Origin of the sequence: Pseudomonas donghuensis (assembly GCF_000696345.2) — a bacterium.
Lineage (GTDB): Bacteria > Pseudomonadota > Gammaproteobacteria > Pseudomonadales > Pseudomonadaceae > Aquipseudomonas > Aquipseudomonas donghuensis.
On sequence record NZ_CP071706.1, the window covers coordinates 742,775 to 761,454 of the forward strand.

Here is an 18,680-nt window from a genome sequence, read left to right on the forward strand (position 1 = left end):
ACAGAGGGACTCCTGTTTCGCTTACCTGCGAATGCGCTGCGAGACGCCACCATTCCATCGGGGGGCGGCAATCATAGAAACATCACAACGGCATTGCCAGCCGCAGTGCCGCTGCATGCCACTATGCCTGCCGGGCGAAGGCTGGCAGACTGCCGGTTTTCCATGCCGTCGCCTTTCGAGGTTGTATGACCTTTACTCCGCGCCAGATCACCCTGGCCAGTTGGATCATCGTCTTCTCCGGCCTGTTGCTGGTGTTGCCGCTCAAGTTGTTGCCGAGCCTGCTGGCCGGTCTGCTGGTGTTCGAACTGGTCAACATGCTCACCCCCAAACTGCAGCACCTGATTGCCGGGCAACGGGCGCGTTGGCTGGCGGTGGCGTTGCTCGGCACCCTGGTGGTCAGCACCCTGACCCTGCTGTTCGCCGGCGCCATCAGTTTCTTGCTGCATGAAGCGGAAAACCCCGGGGCATCCCTGGACAAGTTCATGCTGCTGGTCGACCAGGCCCGCGGGCAGTTGCCGCCGTTCATCGATGCCTACCTGCCGGCCAGCGCCTCGGAGTTCAAAGTGGCCATCGGCGAATGGCTCAAGACCCACCTGGGTGAGCTGCAACTGGTGGGCAAGGGCGCGGCGCACATGTTCGTCACCCTGCTGATCGGCATGATCCTCGGCGCCATTGTCGCCCTGCAGCGCATCCCCGACATCTCCAAGCGCAAGCCTCTGGCGGCGGCGTTGTTCAACCGTCTGGCGCTTTTAGTGCAGGCGTTTCGCAACATTGTCTTCGCGCAGATCAAGATTTCCCTGCTCAACACCTTCTTCACCGGCATCTTCCTTGCCGTGGTACTGCCGCTGTTCGGCGTGCACCTGCCGCTGACCAAGACCCTGATCGTGCTGACCTTCCTGCTCGGCTTGCTGCCGGTGATCGGCAACCTGATGTCCAACACCCTGATCACCATCGTCGGCCTGTCGTTGTCGATCTGGGTGGCGATGGCGGCGCTCGGTTACCTGATCGTTATCCACAAGGTCGAGTACTTCCTCAACGCGCGGATCGTCGGCGGGCAGATCAGTGCCAAGTCGTGGGAATTGCTGCTGGCGATGCTGGTATGCGAGGCGGCGTTCGGCTTGCCGGGGGTGGTGGCGGGGCCGATTTACTACGCCTACCTGAAGAGTGAGTTGCGCCAGCAAGAGCTGGTGTGAACTGAAGGCTAGCGCCGGCGTTGCCGGCGAAAGGGCCGCAACGCGGCCCCGGCTATCTCAACCGTAACGCTTGCGCGCCTCGATCGCCAAGCCGCTGCCAATGCTGCCGAAGATATTGCCTTCGACATGGCGGGCATTGGGCAGCATCGCCGCCACGCTCTGGCGCAAGGCCGGGATGCCGCTGGAACCGCCGGTGAAGAACACCGTGTCGACCTGCGCGACGCCGACGCCGGCCTTGGCCAGCAACTCGCTGACACTGCCGCGCACGCGCTCGAGCAGGTTGTCGATCGACTCCTCGAACAGCGCCCGGCTCAACTCGACGCTGAGGCCTGGCTCGACCCGCTTGAGGTCGACCAGGCGGCGCTCGTTGTGGGTCAGCTCGATCTTGGTTTCTTCCACTTCCATCGCCAGCCAGTGCCCGGCGCGCTGTTCGATCAGCTTGAACAGGCGGTCGATGCCGTCGGTGTCTTCGATGTCGTAGCGCATGCTGCCCAGGGCCAGCTGGGATTTTTGCGAGTACACCGAGTTGATGGTGTGCCAGGTGGCCAGGTTCATGTGGTGGCTGGTGGGCATGAAGGCACCGCTTTTCATCCGGCTGCCGTAGCCGAACAGCGGCATCACGCCCTGCAGGCTCAGCTGCTTGTCGAAGTCGGTACCGCCGATGTGCACGCCACCGGTGGCGAGGATGTCTTGCTGGCGGTCATCGAGCATGTGCCGCTCGGGGGCCAGGCGCACCAGGGAGAAGTCCGAAGTACCCCCGCCGATGTCGACGATCAGCACCAGCTCTTCGCCCTGGATGTTCGACTCATAGTCAAAGGCCGCGGCAATGGGCTCGTACTGAAACGACACGTGCTTGAAACCGATCTTCTTCGCGACTTGCGCCAGGGTGTCTTCGGCTTCCTGGTCGGCGGCCTGGTCGTCATCGACGAAATGCACCGGGCGGCCCAGTACGACCTCGTCGAAGGCCCGGCCGGCATTGGCTTCGGCGCGCTTTTTCAGTTCGCCGATGAACATGCCCAGCAGGTCCTTGAACGGCAGCGCGGTACCCAGCACGCTGGTGTCGTGCTTGATCAGCTTGGAACCCAGCAGGCTCTTGAGCGAGCGCATCAGGCGGCCTTCATAGCCTTCGAGGTATTCGTGCAGGGCCAGGCGGCCGTACACCGGGCGGCGCTCCTCGATGTTGAAGAACACCACCGACGGCAGGGTGATCTTGCCGTCTTCCAGGGCGATCAACGACTCCACGCCCGGGCGGTGCCAGCCGACGGTGGAGTTGGAGGTGCCAAAGTCGATACCGCAGGCACGGGCCGGGGATGCGTCACTCATGGGTTGTACTTCCGGGGGAAAAACGGCCGCGCAGTTTATGCCAGCCGTCAGCAGAATCAAGACCGATTATCTGCTTTGCAGCAAACCCATGGGCACCTTGAAAGGCTATGCTTGACCCCAATCTACACAAGCATTCGATTAACCCATGGTGATTCCTTAGATGGACTTCAAAGACTATTACAAGATTCTTGGCGTAGAGCCGACGGCGGATGACAAGGCGATCAAGACCGCCTACCGCAAGCTCGCGCGCAAGTATCACCCCGACGTCAGCAAAGAGCGTGACGCCGAGGAGAAATTCAAGGAGGCCAACGAGGCCTATGAAGCCCTGAGCAGCCCGGAAAAACGCGCCGAGTACGACGAACTGCGCAAATACGGCCAGCACGGTCGGCCATTCCAGGGCCCGCCAGGCTGGCAAAGCCGCGGTTCGGCAGGTGCTGGCGGCTTTGGTGACGGTGGCGATTTTTCCGATTTCTTCAGCTCGATCTTCGGTTCGCGCGGTGGCAATGGCAATCCATTTGGCCGCGGCCAGCAACGCAGTGCCGGACGGCGGGGGCAAGACGTGGAAATGGAACTGGCGATTTTCCTTGAAGAGACCCTGTCCAGCGAGTCCAAGCAGATCAGCTTCCAGGTGCCGCAGCACAACGCCAGTGGTCAGCGCACCGGCTTTACCACCAAGACCCTGAACGTGAAGATCCCGGCCGGCGTCAGCGACGGCGAGAAGATCCGCCTCAAGGGCCAGGGCGCACCGGGCGTCGGTGGCGGGGCCAATGGCGACTTGTTCCTGACCATTCGCATGGCACCGCATCCGCTGTTCGATGTCGAAGGTCATGACCTGATCATCACCGTGCCGCTGGCACCGTGGGAGGCCGCGCTGGGCACCAAGGTGGCGATGCCGACCCTGACCGGCAAGGTCAACTTGACCATCCGTCCGGACAGCCAGAACGGTCAGCGCCTGCGGATCAAGGGCATGGGCCTGGGCAACAAGCACGGCCAGCGCGGCGACCTGTTCGCGCAATTGAAAGTGGTGATGCCGAGCCAGTCCGATGCCGCCGCCCGCGAGCTGTGGACCAAGTTGTCGGAAAAGGCCGCATTCAACCCGAGGACACAATGGAGTAGCTGATCATGAGCAGTACCCTGGTCGTTCAACTGGACATGCAGACCCTCTGTCAGGAAGCCGATCTGCCGGCGGCCTACGTGATCGAAATCGTCGAACACGGCATTGTCGAGCCTTCCGGGCGAACGCCGGAAGACTGGCTGTTTGACGATCAGGCGCCGGTGCTGGCCAAGCGCGCGGCCAAGCTGCACCACGATCTGCAACTGGAGTGGGAAGGGGTCGCGCTGGCCCTGGAGCTGCTGGAGGAAGTGCAGCAACTGCGCAGCGAGAACAGCATGCTCAGGCAACGTTTGGGGCGGTTTGTGCAGGGCTGAGTTCATTGCCTGCGCTGCGCGACCGATCGCCGGCAAGGCCGGCTCCCACACTGGCCCTGTGCATGCAGTACCCTGTGGGAGCCGGCCTTGCCGGCGATTGGCCCTGAAGACCTAGAGCAATTTGTAGTACAGCGCCGTTGCCCGATAGATCCCGTCCGGCCCACAGGCATAATCAGGAATCTCCCCGGCCTTGCTGTACCCCTGCGACCGATAAAAAGCTTCGGCCCCCGAGCCTGCTTCGGTATCCAGGTACAGCATGCCGCGCTGCTTCTGCCGCGCCGTCGTTTCCAGCGCCTGCATCAGTTGCTGGCCAAGGCCCCGGTGCCGTGCCGCGCTGTGCACCAGCAGCTTTTGCACTTCAGCCCGGTTCAAACCATTGGGCTTAAGGCACAAGCCCAGCTGGACACTGCCCAGCACTTCCTTGTCCTTGCCCACCACCCACAGCAACAGCTCACCGCTGACCAGGCGCTGGCGCACCTCCTCGAAATAGCCCTCGGCCTGCTGCGCATCGATATCGGCCAGAAACCCCACCGAGGCGCCGTGTTGCACGGCATCGAGCAGCAACGCCACCAGGCCGTCGCGGTAGTAGGCAAAGCTTTCATGGGTCACACGATTAAGCTGCGCAGCATTCACAGGCGTCACTCCATTGTCGGGGGCGGGGCATCGGGGCTGAGGATCAACTGCATGAAGGTCAGGTCCAGCCAGCGACCAAACTTCACCCCGACCTGGGGCATCTGCCCGTTGAAGGTGAAGCCCAGGCGCTGATGCAGGCGAATCGAGGCGGCGTTGCCGCTTTCGATGGCGGCGACCATTACGTGTTTGTTGCAGGCGCGGGCCCGTTCGATCAGCGCCTGCATCAGCTTGGGCCCCAGGCCGTTGCCGCGCTGGTCACTGCGGATGTACACCGAGTGCTCGACGGTATGGCGAAAACCTTCGAACGGCCGCCAGTCGCCAAATGAAGCATAGCCGAGTACCTCGTTGGCAGCGTTCACCGCCACCAGGATCGGATAACCCTGGGCCTGGCGAGCATCGAACCAGGCTTGGCGGTTGCCCAGATCGACCGCTTGCTCGTTCCAGATCGCCGTGGTGTTGAGCACGGCGTCGTTATAGATATCGCGAATGCCCGTCAGGTCGGCAGGCACTGCATCGCGCAACAGGTAAGTCATGGCAGGTTCTCGAACAGGGGCACGGTGATCGGCTCAGGTTAAATGGTTACCAGGCCGCGCACACCCTCGGCTTCCATATTTTCGCCACGCCCGGCCTGGATGATTTCACCGCGTGACATCACCAGGTACTGGTCGGCAAGCTCCGCGGCAAAGTCGTAGAACTGCTCGACCAGCAGGATCGCCATGTCGCCACGGGCGGCAAGCGTGCTGATGACCGCGCCGATCTCCTTGATGACTGAAGGCTGAATGCCTTCGGTGGGCTCGTCGAGGATCAGCAGGCGCGGCTGGCTGGCCAGGGCGCGGCCGATGGCCAGTTGTTGTTGCTGGCCACCGGAGAGGTCGCCGCCACGGCGCTGTTTCATCTGCAGCAGCACCGGGAACAGCTCGTAGATGAACGCCGGCACGCTGTGGGCCTGGCTGGCGCCAAAGCGCGACAGGCCCATCAGCAGGTTCTCCTCGACGCTCAGGCGCGGGAAAATCTCGCGGCCCTGGGGCACGTAGGCAATGCCGGCGTGCACCCGCTGGTGCGGCTTGAGTGTGGTGATCGCCTGGCCTTCCCAGTGCACGCTGCCTTCGCGGGTGGGCAGCAGGCCCATCAGGCAGCGCAGCAGGGTGGTCTTGCCGACGCCATTGCGGCCTAACAGGCAGGTGACTTCACCGACCTTGGCCTCGAACGACAAGCCGCGCAGGATGTGGCTGCCGCCGTAGTATTGGTGCAGTGAGTCGATTTTCAGCATGTTGTCGTCCTTTGTTGGCCTCATCGCCCGAGGTAGACCTCGATCACCCGGTCATCCGCCTGCACCTGTTCCAGCGACCCTTCGGCCAGCACACTGCCCTGGTGCAGCACGGTGACGTGGTCGGCGATGCTGCCGACAAAGCCCATGTCATGCTCGACCACCATCAGCGAATGCTTGCCGGCCAGGCTTTTGAACAGTTCGGCGGTGAATTCGGTTTCGGCATCGGTCATGCCCGCCACCGGCTCATCCAGCAGCAGTAACTGCGGGTCCTGCATCAGCAGCATGCCGATCTCCAGGAACTGCTTCTGGCCGTGGGAGAGCAAACCGGCCGGGCGCTGGGCCGAAGCGCTCAGGCCAATGGTCTGCAGGATCTCGTCGATGCGCTCGCGCTGCTCGCCGCTCAGGCGCGCCAGCAGGCTGGCCAGCACCGACTTGTCGGCCTTCTGCGCCAGCTCCAGGTTCTCGAACACGCTCAGGGCCTCGAACACCGTCGGCTTCTGGAACTTGCGGCCGATTCCGGCCTGGGCGATCTGTACCTCGCTCATGCGCGTCAGGTCCAGGGTGTCGCCGAACCAGGCCTTGCCGCTGGTAGGGCGGGTCTTGCCGGTGATCACATCCATCAGGGTGGTCTTGCCGGCACCGTTGGGGCCGATGATGCAGCGCAGCTCACCGACGCCGATGTACAGGTTGAGGTTGTTCAGCGCCTTGAAACCGTCGAAGCTGACGTTGATGTCTTCCAGGGTCAGCAGCGTGCCGTGGCGCACCTCCAGGCCTTCGCCGCGGCGCTGGCCGAGGCCGATGGCATCGCGGCCGCTGCCAGCGTCGAGGATCGGTTCGAGCATGAATTCCGGGTGCACCGGCGGTAGTGGGATGGCTCTCATTGTTCGCCCCTTTTGTTCAGCAGACCGACCACGCCCCGTGGCAGGTACAGGGTCACCAGGATGAACAGCGCTCCGAGGCAGAACAGCCAGTACTCGGGAAAGGCCACGGTGAACCAGCTCTTCATGCCGTTGACCAGGCCGGCCCCCAGCAGCGGCCCGATCAGTGTGCCGCGTCCGCCGAGGGCGACCCACACGGCAGCTTCGATGGAGTTGGTCGGCGACATCTCGCTAGGGTTGATGATGCCCACCTGCGGCACGTACAAGGCCCCGGCCAGACCGCACAGCACCGCGCTCAGCACCCAGACGAACAACTTGAAACCGCGCGGGTCGTAGCCGCAGAACATCAGGCGGTTCTCGGCATCGCGCAGGGCGGTCAGGACCCGGCCGAACTTGCTCCGGGCCAGGCGCCAGCCCAGGTACAGGCTGGCCACCAGCAAGGCGACGGTGAGCAGGAACAGCACCGCGCGGGTGCTTTGCGCGGTGATTTCAAAGCCGAGGATGCTGCGAAAATGGGTGAAGCCGTTGTTGCCGCCAAAGCCGGTCTCGTTGCGAAAGAACAGCAGCATGCCGGCGAAGGTCAGGGCCTGGGTCATGATCGAGAAGTACACGCCCTTGATCCGCGAACGGAAGGCGAAGTAGCCGAACACCAGCGCCAGCAAACCCGGCGCCAGCACCACCAGGCACAGGGCCCAGGCAAAGTGCTGGGTGCCGGCCCAGTACCAGGGCAGTTCGCTCCACGACAGGAAGGTCATGAACGCTGGCAGGCCATCACCAGACGCTTCGCGCATCAGGTACATGCCCATGGCATAGCCGCCGAGGGCGAAGAACAGGCCATGGCCCAGCGACAGCAACCCGGCATAGCCCCAGACCAGGTCCAGGGCCAGGGCGATGATGGCGTAGCAGAGAATCTTGCCGACCAGGGTCAGGCTGTAGGCCGAGACTTGCAGGCTGTGCCCGGCGGGCAGCAATGACAGCACTGGCAGGGCCAGCAGCACCAGTAGCACCGTGGTGCCGATGGCCAGGGTCCAGCGCGGGCCGGCCTTCTGGCTGGCGGTAACAAGCAGAGGCTGGTTCATCAGTCGATTACCCGTCCCTTGAGCGCGAAGAGGCCTTGCGGGCGTTTCTGGATGAACAGAATGATCAGCGCAAGGATGAGGATCTTGCCGAGCACTGCACCGATCTGCGGCTCCAGCAGTTTGTTGGCGATGCCCAGGCCAAAGGCCGCCCAGAGGCTACCGGCCAGTTGCCCGACGCCGCCCAGCACCACCACCAGGAACGAGTCGATGATGTAGCTCTGGCCCAGGTCCGGGCCGACGTTGCCGATCTGGCTCAGGGCCACGCCACCGAGCCCGGCGATACCGGAGCCGAGGCCAAAGGCAAGCATGTCCACACGCCCGGTCGGTACGCCGCAGCAGGCGGCCATGTTGCGGTTCTGGGTGACGGCACGCACGTTCAGGCCCAGGCGCGTGCGGTTGAGCAGCAACCAGGTCAGCAGCACCACGAACAGCGCGAAGGCGATGATCACCAGGCGGCTGTAGGGCAGCACCAGGTTGGGCAGCACCTGGATGCCACCGGAGAGCCAGGCCGGGTTGGCCACTTCGACGTTCTGTGCGCCGAACAGCAGGCGGATGGCCTGGATCAGGATCAGGCTGATGCCCCAGGTGGCCAGCAGGGTTTCCAGCGGGCGGCCATACAGGTGGCGGATCACCGTGCGCTCCAGGAGCATGCCGACCCCGGCACTGACGGCGAAGGCCACCGGCAGGGCGATCAGCGGGTAGAACACGATGGCCTCGGGCACGTAGCGTTGCACCAGGACCTGCACGACATAGGTGGCGTAGGCGCCGAGCATGAGCATCTCGCCGTGGGCCATGTTGATCACCCCGAGCAGGCCGAAGGTGATGGCCAGGCCCAGGGCCGCGAGCAACAGGATCGAACCCAGCGACAGGCCGCTGAAGGCCTGGCCGAGCAGCTCGCCAAACAGCAGCTTGCGCTTGACCTGGGCCAGGCTGGTTTCGGCTGCGGTACGCACGCCGGCGTTGCTCTCGACACCGGGTTCGAGCAGCGCCTCCAATCGGGTGCGGGCCATCGGGTCGCCGGTTTCGCCGAGCAGGCGCACCGCCGCCAGGCGCACGGCCGGGTCGCTGTCGACCAGTTGCAGGTTGGCCAGGGCCAGGGCCAATGCCGCATGGACGGCGGCATCGGCTTCGCTGGCGAAGCGCCGGTCGAGGAAGGCGACTTGGGCCGGCTGGGCGCTTTTCTGCAATTGCTGGGCAGCCGCCAGGCGCACTGTGCTATCTGCGCTGAGCAACTGATGGCTGGCCAGGGCGTTATCCACAAGCCCGCGCAAGCGGTTGTTCAGGCGCAGTTTGCGGGTGTCGCCGGCGGCGATGCGGCCTTGTTGCAGAGCGCTCAGCAGTTCAACGCGGGCCGGGTCCGGTTGCGCCGCCCAGTCCTGGAGCAGGCGCGCCTGCTCATTGGCCTTGGCGGCGATGAAGTAGTCTGCGTCGGCTGCCGGGGCGGCTAGCGGCAGCAGCAGGAGCAGACCGAGGAGGAGGCGCTGGAGGGCCTTGGGCATAGCGGGATCCGTCGCGGTTGTGGAGTTTCTCAGGGCCTCATCGCTGGCAAGCCAGCTCCCACAGGTACATGCAGTGTCTGTGGGGAGACGCGGTCCTTGTGGGCGCTGGCTTGCCAGCGATGGGCCGCCAAGCGGCCCCGGTGGCTCAGTTGCCCTTCACCGCATAATCCGGCCGCTTGTCGTTGCCCGGGATGAACGGGCTCCATGGCTGCGCACGCAGCGGCTGCCCGGTTTCCCAGACCACGTTGAACTGACCGTCATCCTGGATCTCGCCGATCATCACCGGCTTGTGCAGGTGGTGATTGCTCTTGTCCATGGTCAGGGTGTAGCCCGACGGCGCCTTGAAGGTCTGCCCGGCCAGGGCTTCGCGGACCTTGTCGACATCGGTGGACTTGGCTTTCTCGACCGCCTGGGCCCACATATGAATGCCGACGTAGGTGGCCTCCATCGGGTCGTTGGTCACCGCCTTGTCGGCGCCTGGCAGGTTCTTGGCCTTGGCGTAGGCTTTCCAATCGGCGACGAACTGGCTGTTGACCGGGTTATCCACCGACTCGAAGTAGTTCCACGCCGCCAGGTGCCCGACCAACGGCTTGGTGTCGATGCCGCGCAGTTCTTCCTCGCCCACCGAAAAGGCCACCACCGGCACGTCGGTGGCTTTCAGGCCCTGGTTGGCCAGTTCCTTGTAGAACGGCACGTTGGAGTCGCCGTTGACCGTGGAGATGACCGCGGTCTTGCCGCCGGCGGAGAACTTCTTGATGTTGGCGACGATGGTCTGGTAATCGCTGTGGCCGAACGGCGTGTAGACCTCTTCGATGTCCTTGTCGGCCACGCCCTTGCTGTGCAGGAAGGCGCGCAGGATCTTGTTGGTGGTGCGCGGGTAGACGTAGTCGGTACCCAGCAGGAAGTAGCGCTTGGCGCCGCCGCCGTCTTCGCTCATCAGGTATTCCACCGCCGGGATCGCCTGCTGGTTGGGTGCGGCACCGGTGTAGAAGACGTTCGGCGACATCTCTTCGCCCTCATACTGCACCGGGTAGAACAGCAGGCCATTGAGCTCTTCGAACACCGGCAGTACTGACTTGCGCGACACCGAAGTCCAGCAGCCGAACACCACCGCGACCTTGTCCTGGGTCAGCAGCTGGCGGCCCTTTTCGGCGAACAGCGGCCAGTTCGAGGCCGGGTCGACCACCACCGGCTCCAGCAGCTTGCCGTTGACCCCACCCTTGGCGTTGATCTGCTCGATGGTCATCAGGGCCATGTCCTTGAGCGAGGTCTCGGAAATCGCCATGGTCCCCGACAGCGAGTGCAGGATGCCGACCTTGATGGTCTCGGCGGCCTGGATGCTCCAGCTCAGGCCCATGGCCGCGATGGACGCGCTGAGGGTAAAGGCCTTGATCAGACTGCGACGCTTCATAGTGCTCTCTCCATGGAATCGGATGTTCTGTTGGGCAGATGGCGACTTCGCCCAAGAGCGTTAGCAAGGGCTGTGCCGGGTAGCGCGAGGTTGTCTGGGACAGGGGTTTCATGGGGATTTGCGATGGCAATGAAGCGTGCCTGCACCGTGATGGCGCCGGGACCTGTGCGCTGCAAACTTGTCTGCACAGCTTTGGTTCGCGCGGGTATCATCGCCGCCTTCAACACCGTTCAGGGACGATGACAGTGAACAGACACGTGCGTGCAGGGATGCTGGTGGCCGGCTTGTGGACCGCAGTGGGGCAGGTGCAGGCCAGCGAGCCGTCCTCGCTGTATTTTCGCTGCAACATGACCGCTGCCCAGTACGCCGAGGTCAAGGCCGCCCCGCCGGGCGGGGCGCCAGCCTTCGATGATTGGCAGCAATGGTTCGACAGCCATGGGATGTATGGCCCGGGCAAGGTCAGGAGTGAAGACCTGCGGCCGCTGGTGGCGCGAAACCTTAGAGAGCTGGTCGGCGTCACTGGTTGGGGCACGTACTCGGAGTACGACGAGAAGGCGGGCGCCTGGCGTTTCGCCCTGTTGCAGTTCAGCGATAACTACGGCGAGATGATCTCCCTGCTGGCGCCGCTACGCAGCGTCGCACCCTATTGCGCGGCCGACTCCGACAGTTTCATGCTGGTCTACTCGTACATCTGGGGCAACGGCGACGACGCCTACCTGACCCTCAACGGTCGCAGCCAGTTTGCCAAGGCACCGACGCCGGCCCAACGTCAGGAGGCCGATGCAGTGCTGGCCGAACTGTTCAAGGCGGCACAACGCTGAGCTGCCCTGCGCTCGTTTTAATCAACCCTCACCCACGGAACAAGGACAGACCCGATGGAAGCTTCGTCGCTGTACATTCGCTGTAACCTCAGCCCCGCTGCCTATCAGGCGGTTATGAGCGCGCCGGTGGCCAACCCGCGGCAGTTCGATGATTGGCAACGCTGGTATGACAGCAAGGACGCCTACGGGGCGGGTGAGCTGTCCGCCCATGACCTGGATCGATCCACTACCTGCAGCCTGGGCGACCTGATCGCAGGTTGGGTTGAGTTCTCCCCGGGTAGCCGCAGTCATTACGATGAGCAGGCCGGGGTGTGGACGTTCGCCGTGCTGGAGTTCACTGACAATTATGGCGAGATGCTGCAACTGCTGGCGCCCCTGCGGCAGGTCGCGCACTACGCCGACGTCGATTCGGACAGTTTTCTGCTGATCTATTCGTACATCTGGGGCAATGGCATCGATGCCTGCCTGAGCCTTGGCCAGGGCCGCAGTGAGTTCATCGACGGCCCGAGCGAGGCACAGCGCGCCGAGGCCGCCGCCGTACTGGAACAGCTGTGGGACAGTGTGGCGGCGGCGTACGAGCAGGGCGGCCTGTAGTTCGGCTGATCAGCTGTCGGCGCTGGCCATCAGCAGCGCGCGGTTACGCCGCACGAACTGGTAGGTCACGGTCAGCAACACGAACCACAGCGGCGTGACGATCAGCGCCTGGCGGGTATCGTGCTCCAGGCCCAGCAGCACCAGGATGAAGGCGAAGAACGCCAGGCACACCCAGCACATCAAGCGCCCGCCAGGCATCTTGTACTTCGAGGCCTGGTGCAGCGCCGCGCGCTGCTTGCGGTAGCTCAGGTAAGACAGCAGGATCAGGGTCCAGACGAACATGAACAGGATCGCCGATACCGTGGTCACCAGGGTGAAGGCTTCGATCAGGTCGGGGACCACATATATCAGTGCGGCGCCCAGCAGCAGGCAGGTGCAGGAGAAGTACAGGCCGTTGGCCGGCACCTTGCGGCTGGAAAGGTGTTCGAAGCTGCGGGGTGCATCACCCTGCTGGGCCAGGCCGAAGAGCATGCGGCTGGTGGAGAACACGCCGCTGTTGGCCGACGAGGCCGCCGAGGTCAGCACCACGAAGTTGATGATGCTGGCCGCCGCCGGCAGGCCGGCGAGCACGAACAGTTCCACGAACGGGCTCTTGCCGGGCACCACGTCGCGCCATGGCGTGACCGCCATGATGGTGATCAGCGCCAGCACGTAGAAGACGATGATGCGCACCGGGATCGAGTTGATTGCCCGCGGCAGGTTGCGCTCCGGGTTCTTCGCTTCGGCGGCGGTGGTGCCCACCAGTTCGATGCCGACGAAGGCGAACACGGCAATCTGGAAACCGGCAAAAAAGCCCATCAGGCCATGGGGGAACATGCCCTGGTCATTCCACAGGTTGGCAATGTCGGCGGTGCGCCCGGCGGGCGACTGGAAGCCGGCCATGACCATGTACAGACCGGTGCCGACCAGGGCGACGATAGCGACGATCTTGATCATGGCGAACCAGAACTCGATTTCGCCGAACATCTTCACCGTGATCAGGTTCAGTGACAGCAGCAGGCCGACACAGGCAATCGCCGGCGCCCATTGCGGCAAGTCAGGGAACCAGAACTGCGAATAGGCCGAGATCGCGATGACATCGGCGATGCCGGTGATGATCCAGCAGAACCAGTAGGTCCAGCCGGTAAAGTAGCCGGCCCAGGGCCCGAGCAGGTCGGCGGAGAAATCGATGAACGACTTGTAGTTGAGGTTCGACAGCAGCAGTTCGCCCATGGCACGCATGACGAAGAACAGCATGAAACCGATGATCATGTAGACGAAGATGATCGACGGACCGGCCAGGCTGATGGTCTTGCCCGAGCCCATGAACAGGCCGGTGCCGATGGCGCCACCGATGGCGATCAGTTGGATATGGCGGTTGGACAGGCTGCGTTGCAGGTGGTCATGGTCATCGGGAACGGGGTGTTGCGGGGGCAGGTTCACAGTCATCGGCAGGCATTCCGTTGAGTTCAGTCTTTTTGTGCGCCGCTAGGCTAACACGCGCCTTCCTGGCGCTAGCGCGACAATACGTCTCAAGGCGCCGGCGGTGTTGACCGCGATCAACGTCGGCGCATCAGGCCGATAAAGAACAAGCCACCAATGGCGGCGGTGGCGATGCCGATGGGCAGGTCCTCGGGCGAGATCAACGTGCGCGCGGCGACGTCGACCCAGATCAGGAACAGGCTGCCCAGCAGCAGGCACACCGGCAGCAGGCGGCTGTGCTCGGCACCGACCAGGCGCCGGGCGATGTGCGGCACCATCAAGCCGACAAAGCCGATCGAGCCACTGATCGCCACCAGCACGCCGGTCAACAGCGAACAGATCAGAAACGCCAGCAGACGGACCTTGCGCGCATTCAGGCCAAGGGTCACGGCGGTCTGCTCACCGGCCATCAGCGCGTTCAGCGAGCGGGCCATGCCCAGCAGCAAGGCCAGCCCCAGCAACACGCTGATGGCCGGAATCGGCAGCAGCTCCCAGCGCGCCAGGCCCAGGCCGCCGAGCATCCAGAACATCACCGCCGAGCTTGCCCGGTGATCACCGAGAAACAGCAGCAGGTTAGCCGCTGCCATCATCACAAAGGCCACCGCCACGCCGCAGAGCAGCAGACGGTCGCTGTCCAGGCGGCCGTGGCGGCTGGCGATGGCCAGCACCAGCAGCATGCTGCACAGGGCACCGATGAAGGCCGCCAGGGGCAAGGTCAACACACCCAGCAGTTCACCGATATGCAGCACCACCAGTACTGCACCGAGTGTTGCCCCGGAGGTGACGCCGAGCAGGTGCGGGTCGGCCAGCGGGTTGCGGGTCACGGCCTGCAGTACGGCGCCAATCATCGCCAGGCCGCCGCCGACCAGCGCCGCCAGGAGCATGCGCGGCACGCGAATCAACCAGACGATATGCTCCTGGCCGGTGCTCCATGCAGGCGCTTCGCCGGTAACGCCGAACAGCTTGAACAGCAGGACCCGCCAGACCACCTCGACCGGCACCGGTGCCGAGCCGAAGCCCAGGGAGACCACGCAGGAGACCAGCAGCAGGGCGAACAGCCCGAGCAGCAACAGGCGATGACGGGCGCTTGCGGACCTCATGCGCCGTGCAGGCTCTTGGCGATGGTCTCGATGGCTTCGACGTTCTCAAGGCTTGGCGTGGCCGCTACGTAAGGAATGACCACGAAGCGCTTGTTGCGGATCGCATCGACCGATTGCAGGGCTGGGTGCTGTTGGAGAAACGCCTGCTTCTGCGCGGCGCTGACTTCGCCATAGTCGACGATGACGATCACCTCGGGGTTGCGTTCGACCACGCTCTCCCAGTTGACCCGGGTCCAGCTGGCCTCGATGTCGTCGAGCACATTGCGCCCGCCCGCTGCGGCGATCAGCGCCTCGGGCATGCCCAGGCGCCCGGAGGTCATGGCCCGGTCTTCGCCGCTGTCGTAGAGAAACACCCGTGGGCGCTGTGCCGGCAAGTGCTGCTGGACCACGGCGACGCGCTGTTGCATCTCACCGATCAGTCGCTCGGCGCGTTCCTGCACGTCGAAGATCCTGCCGAGGTTGCGCAGGTCGGTATAGGTGTCATCCAGGCTCGCGGCCGGGCGCTTCATGACAAAGGCGCAGGACTCGGTCAACTCATAGACCGGGATGCCCAGCGGCGCCAGGCTCTGTGGCGTCAGGTCGCCACCGACGCGCATGCCGTAGTCCCAGCCGGCGAACAGGAAGTCGACATTGGCGTTGAGCAGGGTTTCCACCGACGGGTACTTGGCCGCCAGTTCCGGCAGGCCGTCGAGTTGCTTGCGCAACTGCGGGGTCACCGCCTTCCAGCCGCTGACGCCGCTGTAGCCGACCATGCGCGAGCGCAGGCCGAGGGCGAGCATCATCTGGGTCATGTTGATGTCATGGCTCAGGGCATGCTCCGGGGCTTGGGTGAAGGTCACCTGGCGGTTGCAGCTCTGCACGGTCAACGGGTATTGGGTCGCCTCGGCGAAAACGCCGGGGCTGGCCAGCAGCAAGGCCAGGCCGAGCAGCAGGGTGGATCGAATCATCGCTGGGTTATCCAGGTAAGGCGTGGGTGGTCAGCCAGAGGGTGGCGGTCGATCAGCGCTTGCACGCCGAACACCTCCTGCAGCAACTCGGCAGTCAGCACCTGGTCAGGCGTGCCGCTGGCGACGATGCGCCCGTGATCGAGCACATACAGGCGATCACAGAAGGCCGCAGCCAGGTTCAAGTCATGGATGCTCGCCAGGGTGCCAATGCCCAGGCGCCGCACCTGCTGCAACAGCTCCAGCTGATAACGGGGGTCGAGGTGGTTGGTCGGCTCATCGAGGATCAACACCTGGGGTTGCTGGACCAGGGCGCGGGCGAGGATCACTCGCTGCTTCTCGCCGCCGGACAGGCTGGCGAAGGTGTGGTCATCAAAACCCTGCAGGCCGACCGCCTGCAAGGCCTGTTGCACCAACTGGCGATCCGCGTGACTGTCGCCGTCGAACAGGCCTTTATGGGGCGTGCGGCCCATGGCGACGACTTCCTCGACATTCAGGCCGAAGGCATCGGGAAACTCCTGCAGCACCACGGCAATGCGCTGGGCGCACCAGCGCGAAGACTGCTGCCACAGGTCATGTGCGCCCAGGCGCACCTGGCCGCGTTCCGGCTTGTTGAAGCGGTAGGCGCAGCGCAGCAGGCTGGTCTTGCCGCTGCCGTTGGGGCCGATCAGGCCGACGAACTCGCCGACGCCGACCTGCAGCTCAACGGCGCGCAGCTGGAACTGGTGGTGGCAGTGGCCGTGGCCCAGGGGCGACCAGTACAGGTCGCTGATACTCAGGGTACTCATCAAGGTCCTGCGGGCCTGAAAAAGCGGGGGCCTATGTTAACGGATTTGCTGTAGGAGCGGCGGCGTGGCGATTCGCCTTGCCCCGCGATAGCGGTTCTTCAGTCGCAGGGTCTCGCGGGGCAAGCCCGCTCCCGTGTTGCCTGGGGAAGGCGCGATCAGTAATCGCGCCCGGGGTGGGTCAGAAACTCAGGTCGACCTTGGTCCAGAACGTACGCCCCGGCTCATTGATCGGCTGCGGGTCGCTGGCCGGGAAGCCGAAGCCGGCATTGCCCGCCAGGTTCAAGTGCTCGGCGTACGCCTTGTCGAACAGGTTGTCGACCCCGGCACTGAGTTTGAGGTTGTTGCTGACCTTGTAGGCGCCGTTGAGCGAGAACACGCCGAAACCGCCGCTCTTCTCATAGTCCTTGCCCACCACGTTGCCGGAATTCTCGGCGATGCGGTTTTGTGCCGCGACCAGGCGCCACAAGGCGCCGGCGCTCCACACATCACGGCTGTAGGTCAGGCCCAGGCGGCTTTCCAGCGGTGGCATCTGCGGCAGTGCCTTGCCGTCGCTGCTGTTCTTGCCCCACGCGTAGGCGAGGGTGGCGTCGGCTTTCCAGTTGCTGGTCAACTTGTACGCCGCGCCCAGTTCGCCGCCCATGATCCGCGCGTCGATGTTCTGCGCGCGCGAGCTGGGCATGCCCATCATCCCCGGCCGGTAGTCGAAGAGGATGTAATCGCGAATCTGCCCGACATAGCCCGAGGCCCAGGCGTCGATGGTCTCGGTCTGGTACTGGATGCCGAAGTCGAGCTGGGTGGTTTTCTCCGGCTTGATACTGTCGAAGGCGTTGACTGAACCGGCCGGACCGGACTTGGGCGAGAACAGCTCCCAGTAGTCGGGAAAGCGCTGGGCGTGGCCGAGGCCGACGTAGGTGGTGGCGGGAACGTCCACCAGGTCATGCTCGTAGCGGATAAAACCGCTGGGCAGGGTATCGGCGCGGGTATTGTCGCGAGTGGCGCTGGTGGCTCGGTAGTCCTTGGCCGAGGCACGGTCCAGGCGCGCGCCGGTGATCAGCCGGTCCTGTTCGGCGGCGTACCAGGTCAGTTCGCCGAACACCCCGTAGTTGTGGAAGTCGGCGTCCTTGGTCCAGGCCATGTGCTTGTGCGCATCGATGCCCATGCCGCCGCGTTGGCGGTGTTCGTTGGTCTGCGCGTCGATGCCGCTGATCAGTTGCAGGTCATCCCAGCGCCAAGTGCCCTTGATTCGCCCGCCAAGGGTCCGTCGGTCGACGTTGCTGACCATCGGCATGCCCATCATGCCCATGCCCGAGGGCGTGCGCAGGCTGTAGTTGTCCATCACGTGGTCGGCATAGTTGTAGTAGACCTGGGCTTCGAGCTTGTCCCAGACCTCGCCGATGTTGGACTTCTCGAAACGCAGGCCAAGGCTTTCGCGCTTGAACTGCGAGCCGTCCATGCCGCGCCCGGCGTAGCGGGCTTCACCGTCGCCCTTGCCGGCGGTCAGTTCCACCAGGGTGTCGGCGTCCGGCGTCCAGCCCAGGGCGACGTCACCGTTCCATTTGTCCCAGCGCGACGGCACGGTGTCGCCATTACCGTCTTCATAGTCATCGGAGCGCGACTGGTTGCCGACGAAACGCGCATAGCCGTAGCGATTGCCGGCGGCGGCATCCAGCACCTTGTCGAAGCGGCCGTTGGAGCCACCCAGCAGGCTGGCGTTGACGCGGCTGCCGAGCTCGCCGAATTTTTCCGGCTCGCGGTCAAAGAGGATGGTCCCGGCCGAGGCGCCCGGGCCCCAGATCACGCTTTGCGGGCCCTTGATCACGGTCAGGCGGTCGTAGGTTTCCGGCGAGATGTACGAAGTCGGGGCATCCATGCGGTTGGGGCAGGCGCCGAGCATCACGCCGCCGTTGGTGAGGATGTTCAGGCGTGAGCCGAACATGCCGCGCAGGACCGGGTCACCATTGGTGCCACCAGCGCGAATGGCCGAAAAGCCCGGGATGGTTTTCAGGTAGTCGGCGCCATCACTGGCCGGTACCGGCTGGCGTGGGTCCTTGGGGTTGGTGACGATGGTCAGTGGCGAGCTGGGAGCCACGGCGGTGATCACCGTCGGGCTCAGTTCGGCCTGGTCATGGACATGCGTGTCCTGGGCCTGGTTGGCGGCCAGGGCCAGGGGGCTGAGCAGGGTGCCGCAGATCACGGCGATGGTCCCTTGCAGGGACAGACGAAAAACAGCGGTGCAGCCGGACATAATGATTCCAACA

18 protein-coding genes are annotated in these 18,680 nt (G+C 64.2%); 5 read left to right on the forward strand and 13 right to left on the reverse strand.

Annotation, left to right across the window (positions count from 1 at the left end; all coding sequences use genetic code 11):
* Positions 1-185: 185 nt before the first annotated feature.
* Positions 186-1,193, forward strand: coding sequence for an AI-2E family transporter (locus BV82_RS03355; RefSeq protein ID WP_010221643.1), 1,008 nt, complete (start codon positions 186-188; stop codon positions 1,191-1,193).
* A 57-nt stretch (positions 1,194-1,250) separates the two neighbouring features.
* On the opposite strand, the gene BV82_RS03360 is transcribed toward BV82_RS03355, so the two are convergent.
* The gene (locus BV82_RS03360; RefSeq protein ID WP_010221644.1) at positions 1,251-2,516 is read right to left on the reverse strand and encodes an Hsp70 family protein; all 1,266 of its coding nucleotides are present in this window, start codon (positions 2,514-2,516) and stop codon (positions 1,251-1,253) included.
* 160 nt (positions 2,517-2,676) lie between these two features.
* Between BV82_RS03360 and cbpA the strand changes: the two genes are divergently transcribed.
* Positions 2,677-3,636 carry a curved DNA-binding protein gene (cbpA, locus tag BV82_RS03365; RefSeq protein ID WP_010221645.1) on the forward strand — a complete coding sequence of 320 codons (960 nt, stop codon included), beginning with the start codon at positions 2,677-2,679 and terminating at the stop codon, positions 3,634-3,636.
* Between the two features lie 2 nt (positions 3,637-3,638).
* A complete protein-coding gene (locus BV82_RS03370; protein ID WP_010221646.1) occupies positions 3,639-3,944 on the forward strand; it encodes a chaperone modulator CbpM in 306 nt (101 codons plus the stop codon).
* A gap of 111 nt (positions 3,945-4,055) precedes the next feature.
* On the opposite strand, the gene BV82_RS03375 is transcribed toward BV82_RS03370, so the two are convergent.
* From BV82_RS03375 to urtA, 7 genes are all read right to left on the reverse strand, one after another.
* Entirely contained in the window at positions 4,056-4,577 is a 522-nt protein-coding gene (locus tag BV82_RS03375) for a GNAT family N-acetyltransferase (protein ID WP_010221647.1), read from the reverse strand.
* 5 nt (positions 4,578-4,582) lie between these two features.
* Positions 4,583-5,110 (reverse strand): GNAT family N-acetyltransferase, encoded by a 528-nt coding sequence (locus BV82_RS03380; protein ID WP_036995523.1) that lies wholly within the window; start codon positions 5,108-5,110, stop codon positions 4,583-4,585.
* Between the two features lie 38 nt (positions 5,111-5,148).
* Complete coding sequence (gene urtE / locus BV82_RS03385; RefSeq protein WP_036995524.1) at positions 5,149-5,847, reverse strand: urea ABC transporter ATP-binding subunit UrtE; 699 nt, start codon at positions 5,845-5,847, stop codon at positions 5,149-5,151.
* Between the two features lie 20 nt (positions 5,848-5,867).
* Complete coding sequence (urtD, locus tag BV82_RS03390; protein WP_010221650.1) at positions 5,868-6,689, reverse strand: urea ABC transporter ATP-binding protein UrtD; 822 nt, start codon at positions 6,687-6,689, stop codon at positions 5,868-5,870.
* A gap of 35 nt (positions 6,690-6,724) precedes the next feature.
* Positions 6,725-7,804 carry an urea ABC transporter permease subunit UrtC gene (urtC, locus tag BV82_RS03395; RefSeq protein ID WP_036995526.1) on the reverse strand — a complete coding sequence of 360 codons (1,080 nt, stop codon included), beginning with the start codon at positions 7,802-7,804 and terminating at the stop codon, positions 6,725-6,727.
* On the reverse strand, positions 7,804-9,303 hold the full coding sequence (gene urtB, locus BV82_RS03400; protein ID WP_036995528.1) for an urea ABC transporter permease subunit UrtB: 1,500 nt from the start codon (positions 9,301-9,303) through the stop codon (positions 7,804-7,806). The genes urtC and urtB overlap by 1 nt, the downstream gene beginning before the upstream one ends.
* 145 nt (positions 9,304-9,448) lie before the next feature.
* A complete protein-coding gene (urtA, locus tag BV82_RS03405) occupies positions 9,449-10,714 on the reverse strand; it encodes an urea ABC transporter substrate-binding protein (RefSeq protein WP_036995529.1) in 1,266 nt (421 codons plus the stop codon).
* A 239-nt stretch (positions 10,715-10,953) separates the two neighbouring features.
* Here urtA and BV82_RS03410 point away from each other — a divergent pair, with 239 nt between their 5' ends.
* Positions 10,954-11,535, forward strand: a complete 582-nt coding sequence (locus BV82_RS03410) for a hypothetical protein (protein ID WP_397386684.1) — start codon at positions 10,954-10,956, stop codon at positions 11,533-11,535.
* 54 nt (positions 11,536-11,589) lie between these two features.
* Complete coding sequence (locus BV82_RS03415; RefSeq protein WP_010221655.1) at positions 11,590-12,129, forward strand: hypothetical protein; 540 nt, start codon at positions 11,590-11,592, stop codon at positions 12,127-12,129.
* A gap of 9 nt (positions 12,130-12,138) precedes the next feature.
* Here BV82_RS03415 and cycA read toward each other — a convergent pair whose 3' ends face one another.
* From cycA to BV82_RS03440, 5 genes are all read right to left on the reverse strand, one after another.
* Entirely contained in the window at positions 12,139-13,557 is a 1,419-nt protein-coding gene (cycA, locus tag BV82_RS03420; protein ID WP_036995532.1) for a D-serine/D-alanine/glycine transporter, read from the reverse strand.
* A 110-nt stretch (positions 13,558-13,667) separates the two neighbouring features.
* The gene (locus tag BV82_RS03425) at positions 13,668-14,690 is read right to left on the reverse strand and encodes a FecCD family ABC transporter permease (RefSeq protein WP_010221658.1); all 1,023 of its coding nucleotides are present in this window, start codon (positions 14,688-14,690) and stop codon (positions 13,668-13,670) included.
* Positions 14,687-15,637: an ABC transporter substrate-binding protein gene (locus BV82_RS03430; protein WP_010221659.1), complete on the reverse strand. Its 951-nt coding sequence runs from the start codon at positions 15,635-15,637 to the stop codon at positions 14,687-14,689. The genes BV82_RS03425 and BV82_RS03430 overlap by 4 nt, the downstream gene beginning before the upstream one ends.
* Positions 15,634-16,422, reverse strand: coding sequence for an ABC transporter ATP-binding protein (locus BV82_RS03435; RefSeq protein ID WP_010221660.1), 789 nt, complete (start codon positions 16,420-16,422; stop codon positions 15,634-15,636). The genes BV82_RS03430 and BV82_RS03435 overlap by 4 nt, the downstream gene beginning before the upstream one ends.
* A 178-nt stretch (positions 16,423-16,600) precedes the next feature.
* Complete coding sequence (locus BV82_RS03440) at positions 16,601-18,667, reverse strand: TonB-dependent copper receptor (protein WP_010221661.1); 2,067 nt, start codon at positions 18,665-18,667, stop codon at positions 16,601-16,603.
* Positions 18,668-18,680: the final 13 nt, after the last annotated feature.